The organism is Haloterrigena sp. H1, assembly GCF_005938085.1.
Taxonomy (GTDB): domain Archaea; phylum Halobacteriota; class Halobacteria; order Halobacteriales; family Natrialbaceae; genus Natrinema.
Genome location: NZ_SMZK01000003.1, coordinates 186,637 through 204,408, shown reverse-complemented (window position 1 = coordinate 204,408; position 17,772 = coordinate 186,637). Strand labels below are relative to the sequence as shown.

The window sequence follows — 17,772 nt, the reverse complement described above, 5'->3', positions numbered from 1 at the left end:
CCCGACTGTCTTGGCATGCCATTCCAATTCAAGTGCTCGACGGGGGAGCTGTCAGTTCATGATTCGCTCGAGTAGTGCCGACGAGGTGGAACGACTCGTGCGGGCTCACGCCCGAATGACTCACAACAGTCGGCTGACCGTGGCGGATATCGAGCGCCGTACTGAACGGGTCGAGGTTGCCTGATGCGGTCTGCTGTCACGGGTTCCCGGCGCGACCGCGAGCCGTCCTGCGGTCGCGTCGGCACTGACTGACAGGAGTCCGTCTGACTGCGGTCAGTTCGCCCGCGTTCGTCGGTCCGTGGTCCCGTCGTCGTTACTCATGCCATTCCAGAATCCGCTGGTGTCCCCATGACTCTTCGTCGTCGCTCGAGCCGCCGGTAATCTCCTGCAGTGAATCGGCGTCGCGCTCCTCCAGGAACGCGGCGAGTTCGTCGGCGTAGTCGCCGATCGCTGCACGCGTTTCGTCGTCCTGGAGCGCGAACGCTTCTTTTACTGTATCGGGCATTTCGTCGGGTGTAACGTACATTTCTTTCCGCGCGTAGTCACCGGTGCCCCGCAGCGTCTCCGCAGAGAGATCGTCGAACTGCTCGAGCAGGAACTCCGGGATCACGTCCGGGGGTGACGGTGGTGCCATTGCTGTCACCTATATGTGTATAATGATCATTAAGTCTTGTGACTGTGTCAAAAAGTAACAGGTATCATGGTTTCTGTTCGAAATCCGAATCCACCGAAGGGTTAAGACGCTGCGGAAGCAGGGTGAAAGTGATGGCAGACGACCCCGACGAGGGGATGTTGTCGTGGGACGAATCCGTGTTCAAAAACGAGCACGTCTTCGAAATCGACTACGTCCCCGAGACGTTCAAGCACCGCGAGGGCCAGACTCAGAGCCTGACGTACGCGCTGCGCCCGGCGGTGCGGGGGTCGCGGCCGCTGAACGTCGTCGTTCGGGGACCTCCCGGAACGGGGAAGACGACGGCGGTCCAGAAACTGTTCGACGAGGTCGGTGCCCAGACGAGCGAGGTTCGGACGATCCGGGTCAACTGTCAGGTCAACGCGACCCGGTACTCGGTCTTTTCACGGCTGTTCGAGGGGACGTTCGACTACGAGCCACCCTCGTCGGGCATCTCGTTCAAGAAGCTGTTCGGACAGATCGCCGAGAAACTCGTCGAGGACGACCGGGTCCTCGTCGTCGCACTCGACGATGTCAACTACCTCTTCTACGAGAACGAGGCTAGCGACACGCTCTATTCGCTGTTGCGAGCCCACGAGGAGTATCCTGGTGCGAAGATCGGTGTCATCGTCATCTCCTCTGATCCGTCGCTCGACGTCATCGATGAGCTCGACTCGCGGGTCCAGAGCGTCTTCCGCCCCGAAGACGTCTACTTCCCGGTCTACGACCAGCCCGAAATCGTCGACATCCTCGCCGAACGCGTTGACCGTGGCTTCCACGACGGCGTCATCGACCGCGATACCCTCGAGTACGTCGCCGAACTCACCGCCGAGAGCGGCGACCTCCGGGTCGGGATCGACCTGTTGCGCCGGGCGGGGCTCAACGCCGAGATGCGAGCCAGCCGCACTGTCGAGCGCGAAGATGTCGAAAACGCCTACGAAAAGTCCAAATACATCAACCTCACCCGGTCGCTGTCGGGACTGACCGACACCGAGCAGGCGCTGCTCGAGGTGATCGCCCACAACGACGGCGAACAGGCCGGCGCGGTCTACGACGCCTTCCACGAGCGGACTGACCTGGGCTATACGCGCTACTCCGAGATCGTCAACAAACTCGACCAGCTCGGCCTGATCGATGCCGACTACACCGATGTCGACGGTCGCGGTCGCTCACGGTCGCTGTCGCTGTCCTACGAGAAAGCGGCGGTGTTAGAGCGCCTCGAGTAAGCATGAGCTCTCGAGGCGGTCACGTTCTTAGATCCCCCAGAGGAGGGCGATCCCGCCCGTCGTGACGAACGCCAGCAGGAGCTGTAGCGGGCCGCCGACGCGCAGGAAGTCGGTGAACGTGTACCCGCCGGGGCCGTAGACCATCAGGTTCGTCTGATAGCCCACCGGTGTCATAAATGAGGTCGCGGAGGCGAACGTCACCGCGAGGAGAAACGAAAACTGCGTCGCTCCCAGCGAACCCGCGGCGTCGACCGCGACGGGGACCATCAACACCACCGTCGCGACCGGCGTGATGACGTTCGCGAGCAGTCCCGTCACGATGACGAACAACAGCAGGACCGCGATAAGCGGGAGGAACTCCGCGGTCGCGACCAGCCCGCCGGCGATAATCTGCGAGCCGCCGGTCGCCTCGAGGGCGACACCAAGGGGGATCACGCCCGCGAGCAGGAACACGATGTTCCACGAGACCGCGTCGTAGGCGTCGGCCGTTGACAGACAGCCGGTCACGATCATGAGGAAGACGCCGGCCAGCGCCGCGATGACGATGGAGACGAGACCGAGCGCGGCGGTCCCGATCACGCCGGCCATGATCGCGAGCGCGACCGGCGCGGTCGGCGACAGCGGGGCGAGCTCGTCGACCCCGTCCTCGCGTAGCCGGTCGACGGCGTCATCGACGACGACGAGTTCGCCCGTCTCGGCGAAGTACTCGATCGTGCTGGGGACCGTCTGAAGCAAGAGGAGGTCGCCGGCCTCGAGTCGAACGTCGCCGAGGTCCGTTCGAAGTAACTCGCCGTCGCGACGGATCGCCAGCACGGTCGACTGATATACCGCTCGAAGGGGCGTTTCCGAGAGCGGTTCCCCGACGTACGGCGACTCTCCGTGGACGATCGTTCTGGCGAGCACGTCGTCGCTGTCGATGTCGTCGAACGTCGCCTCAGTTACCGAGAGCCGGTGGAGCTGTCGCAGTCCTTGGTTCTCGACGAAGCGATTGACCGCCTGCAGGCTGCCGTGGACCGTGAGGACGTCGCCTTCTCGAATCCGCTGGTCCGTCCCGACTGCGACGAACGTTTCGCCCGTCCGATGGTCGTGCTCGTCCTCCTCGGGTCGTGTCTCGACAGCTCCGGTGGGGTGGCGCTGCTGGTCGCGACTCGATGTGTCGGCTCGAGTGCCGTGGTCGTCGCCGTCGTCACCGTACTGGAACACGCGCTCGTCTCCCCCGGGTCGCGTCTCAGCGTCACCGTTGCGCCGGATCCGAAGGACGCGAACGTCCGCCTCGGTTTGGGCCTCGAGTTCGTCGACCGTCCGCCCGATCGGGGCCGAGTCGGCTCCGACGCGGACCTGCGTCAGGTGGTCCTCGAGATCGAACTCCTCGACGAGATCCGCGTCGACGGGGATCCGTGCGGGCGTCAGCCATCGACCGACCGTCATGAGGTAGGCGAGGCCGACGATCAGGATCACGAGTCCCAGTGCCGTGAACTCGAACATACCGATGGGGTCCCGTCCGAGCAATTCGACGGCGAACTCGCTGGCGAGCAGGTTCGTCGACGTGCCGACGAGCGTTAGCGTGCCACCAAGGATCGCCGCGTACGAGAGCGGCAAGAGCAGTTTCGACGGCGACATACCCGTTTTCTCCGCGAGATCGGAGATCATCGGGATGAACACCGCGACGACGGGCGTGTTGTTAATGAACCCGGCAATCGGTCCCGTGGTGGCGATCGTCGCCGCCAGCGCGCGCGTCTCGTTACCGTTCGTAAACGCAGCCAGCGAGAGGCCGAGCCGCTGGACCACGCCGGTTCGCTGGACGCCCGCGCTGAGCATGTACATCGCGACGATCGTCACCGTTGCAGTGTTGGCAAAGCCCGAGATCGCCGCCCGGTGGCCAACGCCGGTCAGTGGCTCGAGCGCCGCCAGCGAGACGATGATGCCGATCGCCGTCACGTCGTTCGGAATCACTTCCGACACGAACAGGACGAGCGCGACGGTGATGAGCCCGAACACCACGAGTGCACCGCCGGTGGGGTCCGCGCCGATCATCCTGCCAACTCCGAACGCCGCGTGCCGATCATACGCTCTCTGTGAGCTATTGACAGAATTATGTTTCGAGAACGGCCACGCGACCCACCGGTGTGGACGAGGCGTCAGCCGATGACTTCGGAGAAGGGATGGCAGAGACCACCGAGCGTTGCGGCCGACGGTCATACGGACTCAGTCAGTTCCGGTGGGGCCGCAGGACGGCTCGCGGTCCTACCGGTAACTCGTTATAGCAGGCCGTATCAGGCCTGCTCGATGCTTTCACGGTAGTCCTCGACCGCTTCGATGGCCGATTCGACTTTGCCTTCGGTGGTGCCGTCGGCCCACTCACGGACCTGTCGGAGCGCGTTGAGTCGCTCATCGAGGAGCGCGTGATCTGGCGTTGTATCCCCCCTTACGTAGTCGGCGAACGCGTCTGTCGTTTCGCGGATATCGCTGCGGACATCGTCGCTATCTGCCGACTTCGCCGCTTCCTCGAGGTCGTCGCGGGCTTGCTGGAGCTGCTCCGTCATTGTCGGATTCACCACGAGCCGATCCATAACGGTTGGGCGAGCAGTGGCGTGCCGCCGTATCCGACGGTCCGCAGGTGTTCGCGACCGCTACTCGCGTTGGCGTCCCTTACTCGTCGGTGTATGGGTGGCCTTCAGACGGCAGGTTTCACATACACGGAAAGCGGCGCAAGAAACGTCGAAACTACCCGTGATACTGACTGGGCGCTTTTTTCCTTCGGCGTCCCCGCTGTCACTCGCAGCATGCCAGTATCACGACGAACTGCCCTGAAAACGATGGGCATCGCAGGTGGGGTAACGGCAGCGAGTGGCGCCGTTTTGGCCGGCGGCGAATACAAACACGACGAGCGCTCGAGCGACGCGGACTCGGTCGAGACGTCGAAAGACATGTCGGGTGCGGCCGTCCGGGTCGCACACTTCTCCCCGGACGCGCCGAACGTCGACGTCTACGTCAACGATGAGCAGGTACTCGCAGACGTCGCCTACGGTGACGTCTCGCCGTACCTAGAGCTCAGGCCGGGCACCTACACGGTGACGATCACGGCCGCCGGCGACCCGAAGACGGTCGCCTTCGAGGGCGACGTGACCTTTGGGGCCGCGTACTACACTGTTGCCGCGATCGGCGAACTCGAGGCCAGCACCTTCGAGCCGGCGGTCCTCGTGGACGCGGGATCGGCGCTCGCCCGACTCGTTCACGCCGCGCCCGACGCGCCAGCGGTTGATGTCTATGCCGACGACGAACTGCTCTTCGAAAACGTTGCGTTCACCGACGCGACCGACTACGTCCCGGTTCCCGCCGGCTCGTACACCCTTTCGGTCCGGCCGGCTGGCGATCCCGAGACGACCGTCGCCTCGTTCGACGTCACGCTCGAGCGAGGGATGGCCTACACCGGCTACGCGATCGGCTACCTCGAGCCGCCGGCGGACACGATGGATCGCGAGTTCACCGTCGAAGTGACGGTTGACGGGCCGACGACCGACGACGATATGTAGCTGATCGGTACGGCGAACCACCTTTTTCGCAACTCGACATCCCCGGCCGGGTATGCGAGCGGGTCAAGTGGCTCGAGGCCCTGATCCCGACAATGAGCGACGCGCAAGGCCCGCTGCAGCCGGATCGTCCTGACGTCGACCGACCGTTCGAAGTCGACGCTCCCTTCGAGCCCGCGGGCGACCAGCCCGAGGCGATCGCGGAGCTGGCTGAGGGCTTCCAGTCCGGGCTGGACAAACAGACCCTGCTCGGGGTGACCGGCTCCGGGAAGACCAACACTGTCTCGTGGGTGATCGAGGAGATCCAGAAGCCGACCCTCGTTATTGCCCACAACAAGACGCTGGCGGCCCAGCTCTACGAGGAGTTCCGGAATCTCTTCCCCGAGAACGCCGTCGAGTACTTCGTCTCCTACTACGACTACTACCAGCCTGAAGCCTACGTCGAACAGACTGATACGTACATCGACAAGGACGCCTCGATCAACGACGAGATCGACCGCCTCCGACATAGCGCGACCCGGTCGCTGCTGACCCGCGAGGACGTCATCGTCGTCGCCTCTGTCTCCGCTATCTACGGGCTCGGTGACCCGCGCAACTACGTCGACATGTCCCTGCGCCTCGAGGTCGGCCAGGAGATCGGCCGCGATGACCTGCTGGCCCAACTCGTGGACTTGAACTACGAGCGCAACGACGTCGACTTCACACAGGGCACCTTCCGCGTGCGCGGCGACACGATCGAGATCTACCCGATGTACGGCCGCTACGCGGTGCGGGTCGAACTCTGGGGCGACGAGATCGACCGCATGGTCAAGGTCGACCCCCTCGAGGGGACGACCCAGGGCGACCAGCAGGCCGTGTTGATCCACCCTGCAGAGCACTACTCGATCCCGGAGACGAAACTCGAGCGTGCGATGGACGAAATCCGTGACGACCTGGACTCTCGAATTTCGTATTTCGAGCGACAGGGCGACATGATCGCCGCCCAGCGCATCGACGAGCGAACGACGTTCGACCTCGAGATGATGGCCGAAACCGGCTACTGTTCTGGAATCGAGAACTACTCGGTCTACCTCTCGGATCGCGACTCTGGCGACGCGCCGTACACCCTGCTCGACTACTTCCCTGACGACTTCCTGACCGTCGTCGACGAATCCCACGTTACACTCCCGCAGATCCGCGGGCAGTACGCCGGCGACAAGTCCCGCAAAGACTCGCTGGTCGAGAACGGCTTTCGGCTGCCGACGGCCTACGACAACCGCCCGCTCACATTCGAGGAGTTCGAGGAGAAAACAGACCAGACGCTGTACGTCTCGGCGACGCCGAGCGACTACGAGCATGAGAAGAGCGATCAGATCGTCGAACAGATCGTTCGGCCCACGCATCTCGTCGATCCGGCGATCGAGGTCGCGAACGCGACCGGCCAGGTCGACGACCTCATGGACCGCATCGACGAGCGGATCGACCGCGGCGAGCGCACCCTCGTGACGACGTTGACCAAACGGATGGCCGAAGACCTGACCGAGTATCTCGAGGAAGCGGGCGTCGACGTCGCCTACATGCACGACGAGACCGACACGCTCGAGCGCCACGAGATCATCCGCTCGCTACGATTAGGTGAGGTCGACGTGCTCGTGGGGATCAACCTCCTGCGGGAGGGGCTGGACATCCCCGAGGTCTCGCTGGTGGCGATCTTAGACGCCGATCAGGAAGGATTCCTGCGCTCGGAAACGACGCTCGTCCAGACGATGGGCCGGGCCGCCCGCAACGTCAACGGCGAGGTCGTCCTCTACGCCGACGAGCCGTCGAACGCTATGGCGTCTGCGATCGAGGAGACCCAGCGCCGCCGGCAGATTCAACAGGAGTACAACGAGGAACACGGCCTCGAGCCGACCACGATCGATAAGGAAATCGGCGAGACGAACCTCCCCGGGTCGAAGACTGACACCAGCGAGGTTTCCGGTCGGGAACTCGAGGACGAAGACGACGCCGCGCGCTATATCGACGAACTCGAGACCCAGATGCAGGAAGCGGCGAACAACCTCGAGTTCGAGCTCGCAGCCGACATTCGCGACCGGATTCGTGAGGTGCGCGAGGAGTTCGAGCTCGACGGTGGCGACGACGAAGGGATCGCGCCGCCGACCGAGGAGTTCTGACTGGCTGCGGGAGACAGCTACCCAGCCGTACTGCTATAGTATCCGTTAGAACTTTCTACTCAGGTAGTGTTACTAAACACAGTGGATCATCTCGACGAGACTTCTGTCGAGGAATTGCAAGATGCCCTTGACAACGTGGAGGGTAAGAAGCCGACACAACGGCTCTTAGCAGCAATAGCATACAAGAACGGCGTCACGCAGACTGAACTAGCCGAGTGGTACGACGTTCAGCGACGAACAATCTATAGCTGGCTCAAGCGACTCGACACCGACGAGTCGCTTGAGCAGGCCGTTACTGATGCTCATCGCTCTGGGAGAAAACGGAAGCTCTCAGAAAAAGAGCAAAAAGAATTCGAAGAAGCTGTCCACGAATCGCCAGAGAATGTTGGGGTTGATGCGCCGGCGTGGACGCCGGCGCTCGTCCAGCAGTATCTTGACGAGACGTACGATGTCGACTACTCAATCCCGAGCTGTCGGCGGTTGCTCAAAGAAGCGGGATTGAGCTATCAAAAACCTCGCCGCACAGCCGCTGAGTCTGATTCTGATGAGCAAGAAACGTTCCGTGAGGAGCTCAAAAAAAGAGGCGGGAAATGGACGCCACAGTAGTCTGCATCGATCAAACCAAGAAATCCGTCCAAGTTGAGCCGCGTGCCGCGTGGTTTCCCCGCGGTACGCGGCCGTCCGTTGAGTTATCTGGGCAACGTGACTGGACGTGTCTGCTAGGCGCGATCACCGAGGACGGTGATCGCTTTTTCTCTCGATTTGAAGAGTACGTTACCGCCGATCATGCAAAACATTTCATTCTTGCGTTATGCAAAGAGTTCGAAGATGATCTAATTATTGTCCTGGATGGAGCACCATATTTCCGGGCGTCGGTCGTCACGGACCTAGCGGCCCGTGACGACCTCGACTTCGTGACATTGCCGGCGTACTCACCAGAGCTAAATCCTGTCGAAGAGTGCTGGAGACAACTACAAGCGGCACTCAGCAACCGTTTCTTTGGCTCACTCGACGATCTCACAACAGCGATTGATACTGCTATTGATCAGATCTCTGTACCAAATATGAGCAATTACTTCTAATGTCTACTATAGTCCGGCATCCCTGACAGCGTCGAAAAGCGCTCGTAGGCCAACTCGATCGACTCGATCGCCATCCCTCGGCTGGTGCTCACGAGGTCCGGCCCAGACCACTTCGTCGGATACGCACCGGCGAACTCCCACCCCCCATTGACTCTCGCCGCGAAAGCCGTCTTTCACCGTGACGACGATGTTCTTTCTGGTGAGCGTCCCGCTCATAACCGTCTGGATCCACTCCCAGAAGGTCGTGTTTTTCGTCAGTCCGCGTCGGAGAACGAGGTTCGCGTGTGCGAACTGGCCAGGTAACTGATGGACGTGATCGTTGACGCCACCCTCTCGGTACGGGACGGTTTCCAGTTCCATCGTTATGCCGACGACCTCGGCGAAGCCGGCGACTGCCTCGCCGTCTACCTCGACCTCGAAATTATACTGTGCGTAGGGATCGGTTTCGTGCGTGTCTGGTGCCATCTCTTCGGTACTGCGCGGTGGTATCTGCACCCCAGATACCGTGGTTCGTAGTTAGCTGGACTCCGGCGGGTTACGGAGGACGATCCCACCGCCGGCATCGTCACGTCCGCGACTCCGAGCGCCACCGCGCCGGTGGCTCTGGCCTCGTTCGGAGGCTGTCTCGGTCATTCGGTCGTTGATCTCGCTGATCTGCCTACACCAGCGCTGGCGTTTCCAGTGGGGCATGTTCAACACCGTCTCGTGGCTCCACCCGAAGTGGTAGGCCACGAACGCGACCTCCTCGTAGAGCCGATCCGGCTCGTATAGCCGGATTACTCCACTGGATTTCCCGACGCCGATTCCTCACTGTCGTTCGACTCGGCACTGGCTGCGTGCCTCTCGGTGGCCTCGAGTCCGGACGAGTCGATCGCACCGATTCCATCGAGATCACCGCCGACGCCGGTCGCGCCGGCGTCCCTTCCAGCCTGAGCCATGGGACTGCTTGCACCGTCCGTCGTGAGGTGGGCACCGCTTTCGGCGTCGACCTCGAATCGCTCGCCACACTCGGGACAGGCCGTCTCGATGGCGTTTCTCCCCTGATTGTTGATCCGTTCGTACAGCGCCTGCAGGTACTCGAGATCCGAGACGAACAGGTCCTCGATGACGCTGATGTCGATCGTCTCGAGGTCGCCGAGTTCGGTTATGACCCGCGACAGCAAGACGAGCGTCAGGTACGAGGAGTTCGACTGGACGCGAGGGGTTTGGAGCGGCTCGATCTCGTCGGCTGCCGTCGCGAGGCGCATGCGCCCCTCCTTGTGGAGCGTTCCCTCGTCGTCGACGTACCCCTGTGGAAGGGTGAATTCGAACTCGGTCTGGAGCGTGCCCCCGGTCATGGCCGGTCACCACCACAGTCGTTGGCGACGACGACACACTCGGCGAACGGTGCTGACCGACCGGTGTGAAGTACACCCTCGTCATCGACGTGCCAATCCGAATCGAACCGGGAGGGTGGAACGGTGACCGCATCCAGAGGCTGGTTGGTTGGCCGTGTCATACGTTCTTGCGCTCCATTTCGTCGAATGTGACGACGTAGGATTCGGTTGCGAGGTTTCCCTGTCCACCTCCGCCGTGGGAGTTGAGCGTCGGCGGTCGGTACTCCTTGATCCACGCTTTCGTGAACTCGAATCGAAGCACCGAGTCGCCGACTTCGTTCATGATGATGACGGCGATGTTCTTGCGGCCGCCGTCGTCCATCTTCCCCTGATCGACGGCTTTCCGCCACTTGTAGAGTTCCTCGTTTTTCTCGTTTGCACCGCGAACGAGGACGAGGTCATCGTACTGGGTGTCCCCCCAGAGCTTCCGGTTGTGTGATGGATCGTTACCTTCGCGGTATTCGACCTGTTGGGTTCGCATCGCTGGCAGTTCGACCTCGACGAAGCCGGGAACGCCGACGCCGTCGAGTTCGACCTTGAATTCGGTTTGTCGGAGTGGTCCGTGTGAATCTGGCATTGTCGTATCAGTCGTGTGTTCAGTGTGTCGGTGTCAGCTGTGGCTGGAGCAATGCTACGTGTCGCCGGTGTCCTGACTGATTCTGAAGACGACGAACTCGGCCGGTTTGACGGGCGCGATACCGATTTCCACGATGAGTCGGCCGTTGTCGATGTCGTCCCGCGTCATCGTCTCCTCGCCGCACTTGACGTAGAACGCCTCGTCGGCAGTGCTTCCCTGCAATCCGCCGTCTCGCCAGACCGTCGTCAGGAAGTTCTCCGCGGACTGGCGCACGCGGGCCCACAGATCCTCGTCGTTGGGCTCGAAGACCGCCCACTGGGTCCCCTCGTCGATCGACTGTTCGATGTAGAGAAACAGTCGCCGGACGTTCACGTACTTCCACGACGGATCACTGGCGGTCGTCCGTGCACCCCAGAGACGGATCCCACGGCCCTGAAAGCTGCGGATGCAGTTGACGCCCTTCGGGTTGAGGACGTCCTGTTCACCCTTCGTGATCGTGTGTTGTGTGCCGAGGATGCCCCGGACGACTTCGTTAGCAGGGGCCTTGTGGACGCCATGTTCGACGTCGCTTCGCGCGAAGATACCGGCGATGTGGCCGCCAGGTGGGACGACTCGCTTCCGATTGGTCTGTGGATCCGTCGTTTTCACCCACGGATAGTAGTAGGCCGCATACGTGGAATCCACTGGCGTCTCGATCTCCGATATCGCACCCGCGTTTTGTGGTGCCTGCAAAATCGCGAACCGCTCGCCCATGTTTTCACAGTGGCTGACGACTGCTTCGGTCAGCCCCTCGATGTCGTTTTCGTCAGGGACACACACGAGCGAGACATCGTCGAGTTCCCTGAACGCTGCGAGACCGGTTCGTATCCCAGGCTCGTTGACGCCCTCGTAGTCGCTGAGGGACACCTCCTCGGTCTCAGACGTTGCCGAGAGATCGGAGACGACATCGACATCGACCTCTTTCTCACCCGATCGGATCGCTTCGAGGTCCGCTTGCAGGTCGTTCTGGGACTGAGATGCGTCGATATCGAACGGGTTGGCGATCCCTTGGAGCTCGGTGTAATCCCGTTCCTCGAGGTCGTCGGGGATGTAGGCAGTAGTCTCCGACTCGGCACCGACCTCGATCAAACCGCCGTCGGCGTACTCCTCGGGACCCTCTCGAGAGAGCCACGACAGTCCGTCGGCGGGTCGTCCTGCTCCTTGTTGTTCGAGATCGACGAGCACCGATCCCGGGATCTGTTTCTCGTAGAACTGGCTGGACTCGGGATCGGCCGACATGTCCTCGTAGACTTCTTCGATGTCGGGCACGGGATCCGGCTGGTCGGATGCGGGTTTGCTGACCGCCTCGAGATCGCACGACCAGTATCGTAACGTCAGGGTGAAATAGTCGTCCTCGCCGTCGTCGACGATCGCGGCGATGGAACTTCCCCATGCGCCCGGCCCGATCGCTTCGACGGTGATGACGTCGTTTCGATCCTCGTCGACGAGCGTCGTCGTCGCGACATCCACCGGCTTGGCGGCTGCGACGCGGCCGACGTAGCAGCGACTCCCGCCGTTCTTGAAGAACCCGTCGACGGCCACGTCGAGGTCGGATGACCGTGGACTCGAGCCAAACGTTCGCTCGAATTCGGAAACGCTCGTTACGAGCGTTGGTTCGACAGGGCCACGCTCCGTTTCACCGAGGAAGCCAGCAGTGCTGGTGCTGACGCCTTCGACGGATTTGGTGCCGCTGTCGACTTCTTCGACGTACACGCCTGGTGAGAGATACTCCGGCATTTTCGTCAACTCTCTATCCGAAAGTGTCTCGGAATTGTATTTAAACTCTAGACTGACAAAATTATAGTTTATATTGCTGAGTCAAGATCTCGGTCGTGATTCCATCCATGCACAATGAATTCGTTGTTTTTCACCATAATTAATACATTCAAAATGCCGAATTATTTGCATGGGTCACGATCCGGACTCCAGTAACGGGATGCGTAGGGATCTCTCCCAGTTTCGCAAGAATCGCTTCTTTAGCGGGAAGCTAATGACGCCCCGTGATATGGAAGCAGAACAGGAGTACCACGCCGAGCGGTTGCACACGCTTTCCCAGTTCGTGGTGGGAAGTGGTATCGTCAACGGACTCGAGGTGCAATCGATCAGCGACACCGACGACGGGCTCGAGGTAACGATCGAGCCAGGCATAGCGCTGGATGGAAACGGCCGCCCGATCGTCGTCGACCGAGTAACGACGACGTCGCTTCCGTGTCCGACCGAAAACGAACTCTCACTTTACATCCAGTACGACGAGGTCGAGATGGAACCGGTCCCAGTCCCGAACACCGATGATGCCATCGACGACGAATCGACAGCGAACCGGACGCTCGAGAGCTTCGAGTTGACGTACCGGGAGGGAACGAGTGATGAGCGAACGCAGCGGCTGACTGTCGACATCCCCGATCTCGGAACGGACTGTGCCAACACAGCGTCGCTCTCTCATCGACTCCTCGAGCAGTACCACGACCAATACCGGTCTTCGATCCCATCCGACTCGGAGACGGGGGTGTTTCTCGGTTCGTTCGAGCGGACACCCGACGGTGACTGGACAGACTCAGAGGCGTTGGCACCTCGGGAGTTCGTCTACGATCACGAACTGCTCTTTGGGACGATCATCGACCATATCACGGACACCGACAATCCACATCGAACACCGACCGAACGGGAGTCATCGGCCAGTCCGGACGATCTCACCGCGGTTTCGGATCGACTCGACGCCCTCGAGACCGAAGTCGAGCATGTCAAACGAGAGCAAACTGCGCTGACCAGATACGTCATGCGCAAGACGATCACAGCGAGGGCACGCGTGTTCGACGCTCTCGCCGAACAGTTAGAACGGCGGACGAGCGAGGGCGACGGCAGCCGACTGGCTCGTGAAATCGCGACGGCCGCTCGCACAGCCAGTGAACAGGCTTGTGAGAGCGAGGACGCCTACCGCCGTCACGTCCGACACGTCCTCGAGCAACTGATCGACCTCGGCGACCGACTCGAAGGGGCGACGACCGAAGCGAGTCTCGAGCGCTATCTCAGATCCGTCTCCGACCTTCGGGAAACGCTCGAGGACGACGGCTCCGTGCTCGCGTTGGCCGAGACCCAGGATCGCGTCTGTGAGGCCGCGGACGCACTCGAGGTGCTCGTCGATATCGTCCCGGACGAGTGACGACCGGCCGTCGGTACTGCCCCGACGGACACGCGACTCACTCGAGCAAGAGGAGATCCGGCTGCTCGAGGTACTCCATGACGGTGTTCGTAAACCGGGCACCGACAGCACCGTCGACCAGCCGGTGGTCGAACGACAGCGAGAGGGTCAGCACCGAGCGGGGTTCGATCGATTCCGTGCCGTCTCTGTCGGTGACGACGCGTGGCTTGCGCTTGATCTCGCCGATCGCGAGGATGCCTGCTTCGGGGTAGTTGATGATCGGCGTGGCGTATTCGCCGCCGATGCCGCCGACGTTGGTGATCGTAAACGTCGATCCCTGGAGGTCCTCGGGACTGATCGTCCGGTCGCGAGCCGTCTGGACGAGTTCGTTCATTTCCGACGACAGTTGCAACAGCCCCTTCCGGTCGGCGTCGTCGACGACTGGCACCATCAGCCCGATATCGGTCGCGGTTGCGACACCGATGTTGTAGTAGTCGCGGTAGACGATCTCGTCGTTCTCCTCGTCGATGACCGCGTTCATTTCGGGGTATTCGTTCAGGGCCGCCACGACGGCTTTCATGATAAACGGCATGTAGGTCAATCGGATCCCCTTCTCCTCGGCGTGGGGTTTGAGCGTCTCGCGTGCCTCGACGAGGGCCGTCACGTCGACCTCGTCGTGGTGGGTGACGTGGGGCGCGCTGTATTTGGACTCGACCATCGCCTCGGCGATCGTTTTGCGAACGCCACGGAACGGCTCGCGGCGTTCGCGCTCGCCGGGTTCGAATTCGGTCCCCGTCGTTCCGACCGGTTCGCCCGCTTCGACCGCCTCGCGATCCGCTTCTTGTGCCTGCCGCTGTGCCTTGGCGTACTCCCGAACCGCCTCGGGCGTAACGAACGCCTCGCCGTCGCGCTCGTCGGTGGCTGGGACGGCGTCGATGTTGACGCCTTCCTCTTCGGCGAGCCGCCGGGTCGCGGGTGCTGCCAGGGTCGTCTCGCGATCGGCAGCGGCGTCCTGTGGCGGTGACGCGGTGTGCTGCGTGCTCGAGGCCATCGTCTCGCCTTCCGTGGCTGGTTCCTCGACGACACCGGAGTCGGCCCCCGTGCTCGTGCTCCTCGAGTCACCCGATTCGGCCTCGGCCGCGCCGGCGGACACGTCGGTGGGCTGTGATTGGGTCTGCCCACCCGCAGCGCCGTCACCATCGCCTGTGGCGGCCCGCACGTCGGCCGCGGTGATCCGGCCGCCAGGACCGCTGCCCTGAACCTGGGAGAGGGCGAGTCCCTCCTCACGGGCCATGCGACGCACGCGCGGCGGTGCGAAGACCCTGTTGTCGGGCGGCGTGACGTCCTCGGCTTCGGCTCCGGTCGCGCCGGGGCTCCCGGCAGTGTCGTCGACTGGTTCGGTTGCTTCGGCTTCCGCGGCCGCTTCCGTCGGTTCGGCTTCGGTCTCGCCCGCGACGTCGAACGAGATGATCACCGTTCCAACCGGGACGACCTCGCCCTCCTCGACGTGTAATTCGCGGACGGTGCCGTCGACCGGCGCGGGGACCTCCACGAGGGCTTTGTCGGTCTCGACCTCTGCGACCGGCTGGTCTTCTGAGACTTCGTCCCCCGTTTCGACTAACCACGAGACCAGTTCGCCCTCGGCGACGCCTTCGCCAACGTCGGGGAGTTCGAACTCTTTGACCATGTTAGAACCCCACGGTGTCTCGAATGCCGTCTTCGATGCGGGCCGGCTCGGGCAGGTAGTAGTCCTCGAGCGCGTACAGCGGGAACGGCGTGTCGAAGCCCGTGATGCGCTCGACCGGCGCTTCCTGATAGAGCAGTGCTTCCTCTTGGAGGGTCGCGGTGATCTCGGCACCCAGCCCGCCGGTCTTGGGTGCCTCGTGGACGACCGCGGCGCGGCCGGTCTTTTTGAACGAGTCGACGATGGTCTCCTCGTCTAACGGCGAGAGCGTCCGCAGGTCGACGACTTCCGCGTCGATTCCTTCCTCGGCGAGATTCTCGGCTGCCTCAAGCGTCGGTCGGGTCATCGCGCCCCACGTGTAGACCGAAATATCGGATCCCTCGCGGCGGACCGCGGCCTCGCCGAGTGGCACCTCGTACGATTCGTCGGGAACCTCCTCGCGGAAGGCCCGATAGATGAGCTTCGGCTCAAGGAATACCACCGGATCTGGACTTCGGATGGCGCTGGTCAGCAGCCCCTTCGTGTCGTACGGCGTCGAGGGGATAACGACCTTGAGTCCGGGCTGGTGGACGAACATCGCCTCGGTCGACTCTGAGTGGTGTTCCGGTGCGCGGATGCCACCGCCGTAGGGGGCTCGAACGACCATCGGACACGTGTACCGGCCGCGCGAGCGCGTTCGCAGGCGCGCTGCGTGCGAGACGATCTGATCGAACGCGGGGTAAATAAAGCCCATGAACTGGATTTCGGGGACCGGGCGCTTCCCGTAGGCGGCCATTCCGACCGCGGTGCCGACGATACCCGATTCCGCCAGCGGGGTGTCGATCACCCGGTTCTCGCCGAACGCCTCGTAGAGGCCCTCGGTCGCGCGGAAGACGCCGCCGTTCTCGCCGACGTCTTCGCCCATGACGATGACGTCGTCGTCACGTTCCATCTCCGTGTGTAATCCGTCGCGGACCGCCTCTACCAGCGTGAGGTTCTCGGTTTGTGATTGTGTGGCCATCGTGTCACTCCAGGAGCGTGTCGTCGCCGTGTTGCTCGCGGATCGATTCGAAGTACTCGAGTTGCCGTTGCAGCCGGCGGGGCATCCCCTCGTAGACGTGTGCGAAGATCTCCTCGGGCTCGGGTCGCTCGAACGATTCGGCCGCGTCGATCGCGTCCGCGACCGCGTCTTCGATCCGTGCGTCGATCGCGTCGACCCGCTCGTCGTCGAGTATTCCGTTCGATCGCAGGTACGTCTCGAGGCGCGGAATGGGATCTTTCTGTTTCCAGCGCTCGACTTCCTCGTCGCTGCGGTAGACGGAGGGGTCATCGGCGGTCGTGTGAGCGCCAAAGCGGTACTGAACGGCCTCGATCAGCGTCGGGCGGGGTTCGTCTTCATCGGGGTCTTTGGCCTTCTCGACGGCTTCGCGGGTGACCTTGTACACAGCGAGTGGATCCATTCCGTCGACCTGCACGCCATCGAAGCCGTAGGCGGTGGCCTTCTGGGCTAAGGTCGCACTCGCCGTCTGGCGCTCGCGGGGGACCGAGATGGCCCACTGGTTGTTGTTACAGAAGAAGACAGTCGGTGTATCGAAGACGCCGGCGAAGTTCAACCCCTCGTGGAAATCACCTTCTGAAGTAGCTCCGTCGCCGAAGTAACAGATGAACGCCTTTTCCTCGCCGTCGAGTTTCGAGGCCCAGGACGCTCCCGTCGCGTGGGGGATCTGGGTCGCGATGGGGACTGCGACCGAGAAGATGTTGACGTCTTCGGGCATGTAGTTGCCCCGCTCGTGGCCCATCCAGTACAGCAGCGTTCGCTCGAGGGAGAGGCCCCGAACGAGGCCGACGCCGTGTTCGCGGTAGCTGGGGAAGACCCAGTCTTCGGTGTCTAAAGCGTGAGCACTGGCGACCTGTGCGCCTTCCTGGCCGGACAGCGGCGGATACGTCCCCATCCGTCCCTGGCGCTGGAGGCTGACGGCCCGCTCGTCGAAGCGGCGCACGAGCCGCATCTGCTCGTACATCTCGACGAGTTCGTCCTCGGTGAGGTCGGGGACGTCGGCACCCTCTCGGACCCGGCCCGCATCGTCGAGTATCTGGACTCGCTCGCGGGGATCGCGCTGTATCGTACTCACGGGAAAACCCACCTATACATACCCTAGCACACGACCGCTCAGGGTAAAGGAGTTTCCCAAAATAGTTTACTATCAGAGAGATTCTTGCCAGCGCCTCACAGAATCACCACACTCATCCGGACGATATTGGACGGAACTGGGAGAAAGTGGCCATTTATTGCCAATTATCGAACTGCGGGCACAGG

Annotated in this window: 17 protein-coding genes and 1 pseudogene; 6 read left to right on the top strand and 12 right to left on the bottom strand. The window is 62.2% G+C overall.

Annotated elements, in window-relative coordinates:
• Positions 1–58: 58 nt before the first annotated feature.
• The gene (locus E2L06_RS23060) at positions 59–184 is read left to right on the top strand and encodes a hypothetical protein (protein ID WP_394348751.1); all 126 of its coding nucleotides are present in this window, start codon (positions 59–61) and stop codon (positions 182–184) included.
• Between the two features lie 129 nt (positions 185–313).
• Here E2L06_RS23060 and E2L06_RS19265 read toward each other — a convergent pair whose 3' ends face one another.
• Positions 314–634 (bottom strand): hypothetical protein, encoded by a 321-nt coding sequence (locus tag E2L06_RS19265; RefSeq protein WP_138783174.1) that lies wholly within the window; start codon positions 632–634, stop codon positions 314–316.
• A 131-nt stretch (positions 635–765) separates the two neighbouring features.
• Between E2L06_RS19265 and E2L06_RS19260 the strand changes: the two genes are divergently transcribed.
• Complete coding sequence (locus E2L06_RS19260; RefSeq protein ID WP_138783173.1) at positions 766–1,896, top strand: ORC1-type DNA replication protein; 1,131 nt, start codon at positions 766–768, stop codon at positions 1,894–1,896.
• 27 nt (positions 1,897–1,923) lie between these two features.
• Here E2L06_RS19260 and E2L06_RS19255 read toward each other — a convergent pair whose 3' ends face one another.
• Both E2L06_RS19255 and E2L06_RS19250 read right to left on the bottom strand, forming a co-directional pair.
• A complete protein-coding gene (locus E2L06_RS19255) occupies positions 1,924–3,930 on the bottom strand; it encodes an SLC13 family permease (RefSeq protein WP_138783172.1) in 2,007 nt (668 codons plus the stop codon).
• A gap of 239 nt (positions 3,931–4,169) precedes the next feature.
• Complete coding sequence (locus E2L06_RS19250; RefSeq protein WP_138783171.1) at positions 4,170–4,439, bottom strand: hypothetical protein; 270 nt, start codon at positions 4,437–4,439, stop codon at positions 4,170–4,172.
• 273 nt (positions 4,440–4,712) lie between these two features.
• Here E2L06_RS19250 and E2L06_RS19245 point away from each other — a divergent pair, with 273 nt between their 5' ends.
• The 3 genes from E2L06_RS19245 to E2L06_RS19235 all read left to right on the top strand — a co-directional run bounded on the left by E2L06_RS19245 (position 4,713) and on the right by E2L06_RS19235 (position 8,661).
• Entirely contained in the window at positions 4,713–5,429 is a 717-nt protein-coding gene (locus tag E2L06_RS19245) for a DUF4397 domain-containing protein (protein WP_138783237.1), read from the top strand.
• Between the two features lie 92 nt (positions 5,430–5,521).
• Entirely contained in the window at positions 5,522–7,579 is a 2,058-nt protein-coding gene (gene uvrB, locus E2L06_RS19240; protein ID WP_138783170.1) for an excinuclease ABC subunit UvrB, read from the top strand.
• Positions 7,580–7,660: 81 nt separating this feature from the next.
• A protein-coding gene (locus tag E2L06_RS19235; RefSeq protein ID WP_138782927.1) for an IS630 family transposase occupies positions 7,661–8,661 on the top strand; the annotation gives its coding sequence in 2 pieces (ribosomal slippage) (positions 7,661–8,153 and positions 8,153–8,661; 1,002 coding nt in all).
• On the opposite strand, the pseudogene E2L06_RS19230 reads toward E2L06_RS19235, so the two are convergent.
• The 6 genes and pseudogenes from E2L06_RS19230 to E2L06_RS19210 all read right to left on the bottom strand — a co-directional run bounded on the left by E2L06_RS19230 (position 8,658) and on the right by E2L06_RS19210 (position 12,390).
• Positions 8,658–9,126, bottom strand: a pseudogene (locus E2L06_RS19230) (phage tail protein). The gene E2L06_RS19235 and the pseudogene E2L06_RS19230 sit on opposite strands and share 4 nt — an antisense overlap.
• Positions 9,127–9,177: 51 nt before the next feature.
• Entirely contained in the window at positions 9,178–9,393 is a 216-nt protein-coding gene (locus E2L06_RS19225) for a DUF6760 family protein (RefSeq protein WP_138783169.1), read from the bottom strand.
• Between the two features lie 44 nt (positions 9,394–9,437).
• The gene (locus E2L06_RS19220) at positions 9,438–9,998 is read right to left on the bottom strand and encodes a hypothetical protein (protein ID WP_138783168.1); all 561 of its coding nucleotides are present in this window, start codon (positions 9,996–9,998) and stop codon (positions 9,438–9,440) included.
• Positions 9,995–10,159: a hypothetical protein gene (locus E2L06_RS22120; RefSeq protein ID WP_171052439.1), complete on the bottom strand. Its 165-nt coding sequence runs from the start codon at positions 10,157–10,159 to the stop codon at positions 9,995–9,997. Before E2L06_RS22120 ends, E2L06_RS19220 begins: the two co-directional genes overlap by 4 nt.
• Complete coding sequence (locus E2L06_RS19215; protein WP_138783167.1) at positions 10,156–10,614, bottom strand: phage tail protein; 459 nt, start codon at positions 10,612–10,614, stop codon at positions 10,156–10,158. Before E2L06_RS19215 ends, E2L06_RS22120 begins: the two co-directional genes overlap by 4 nt.
• A 54-nt stretch (positions 10,615–10,668) precedes the next feature.
• Entirely contained in the window at positions 10,669–12,390 is a 1,722-nt protein-coding gene (locus E2L06_RS19210) for a phage tail sheath subtilisin-like domain-containing protein (protein WP_138783166.1), read from the bottom strand.
• A gap of 169 nt (positions 12,391–12,559) precedes the next feature.
• Here E2L06_RS19210 and E2L06_RS19205 point away from each other — a divergent pair, with 169 nt between their 5' ends.
• Entirely contained in the window at positions 12,560–13,813 is a 1,254-nt protein-coding gene (locus tag E2L06_RS19205; RefSeq protein ID WP_138783165.1) for a hypothetical protein, read from the top strand.
• A 37-nt stretch (positions 13,814–13,850) separates the two neighbouring features.
• Here E2L06_RS19205 and E2L06_RS19200 read toward each other — a convergent pair whose 3' ends face one another.
• From E2L06_RS19200 to pdhA, 3 genes are read right to left on the bottom strand one after another with little or no spacing between them, the layout of a single operon-like run.
• On the bottom strand, positions 13,851–15,479 hold the full coding sequence (locus E2L06_RS19200; protein ID WP_138783164.1) for a dihydrolipoamide acetyltransferase family protein: 1,629 nt from the start codon (positions 15,477–15,479) through the stop codon (positions 13,851–13,853).
• 1 nt (position 15,480) lies between these two features.
• On the bottom strand, positions 15,481–16,476 hold the full coding sequence (locus E2L06_RS19195; RefSeq protein WP_138783163.1) for an alpha-ketoacid dehydrogenase subunit beta: 996 nt from the start codon (positions 16,474–16,476) through the stop codon (positions 15,481–15,483).
• 4 nt (positions 16,477–16,480) lie between these two features.
• Positions 16,481–17,587, bottom strand: coding sequence for a pyruvate dehydrogenase (acetyl-transferring) E1 component subunit alpha (pdhA, locus tag E2L06_RS19190; RefSeq protein WP_138783162.1), 1,107 nt, complete (start codon positions 17,585–17,587; stop codon positions 16,481–16,483).
• Between the last annotated feature and the right edge of the window lie 185 nt (positions 17,588–17,772).

Bases quoted from the DNA above. Each gene is read 5' to 3' on its own strand.
- E2L06_RS19215 (WP_138783167.1), bottom strand. From the start codon at position 10,614: ATGCCAGATTCACACGGACCACTCCGACAAACCGAATTCAAGGTCGAA.
- E2L06_RS19245 (WP_138783237.1), top strand. From the start codon at position 4,713: ATGGGCATCGCAGGTGGGGTAACGGCAGCGAGTGGCGCCGTTTTGGCC.
- E2L06_RS22120 (WP_171052439.1), bottom strand. From the start codon at position 10,159: ATGACACGGCCAACCAACCAGCCTCTGGATGCGGTCACCGTTCCACCC.
- E2L06_RS23060 (WP_394348751.1), top strand. From the start codon at position 59: ATGATTCGCTCGAGTAGTGCCGACGAGGTGGAACGACTCGTGCGGGCT.
- E2L06_RS19200 (WP_138783164.1), bottom strand. From the start codon at position 15,479: ATGGTCAAAGAGTTCGAACTCCCCGACGTTGGCGAAGGCGTCGCCGAG.
- E2L06_RS19265 (WP_138783174.1), bottom strand. From the start codon at position 634: ATGGCACCACCGTCACCCCCGGACGTGATCCCGGAGTTCCTGCTCGAG.
- E2L06_RS19255 (WP_138783172.1), bottom strand. From the start codon at position 3,930: ATGATCGGCGCGGACCCCACCGGCGGTGCACTCGTGGTGTTCGGGCTC.
- E2L06_RS19210 (WP_138783166.1), bottom strand. From the start codon at position 12,390: ATGCCGGAGTATCTCTCACCAGGCGTGTACGTCGAAGAAGTCGACAGC.
- E2L06_RS19250 (WP_138783171.1), bottom strand. From the start codon at position 4,439: ATGACGGAGCAGCTCCAGCAAGCCCGCGACGACCTCGAGGAAGCGGCG.
- uvrB (WP_138783170.1), top strand. From the start codon at position 5,522: ATGAGCGACGCGCAAGGCCCGCTGCAGCCGGATCGTCCTGACGTCGAC.
- E2L06_RS19260 (WP_138783173.1), top strand. From the start codon at position 766: ATGGCAGACGACCCCGACGAGGGGATGTTGTCGTGGGACGAATCCGTG.
- E2L06_RS19205 (WP_138783165.1), top strand. From the start codon at position 12,560: ATGGGTCACGATCCGGACTCCAGTAACGGGATGCGTAGGGATCTCTCC.
- E2L06_RS19220 (WP_138783168.1), bottom strand. From the start codon at position 9,998: ATGACCGGGGGCACGCTCCAGACCGAGTTCGAATTCACCCTTCCACAG.
- E2L06_RS19195 (WP_138783163.1), bottom strand. From the start codon at position 16,476: ATGGCCACACAATCACAAACCGAGAACCTCACGCTGGTAGAGGCGGTC.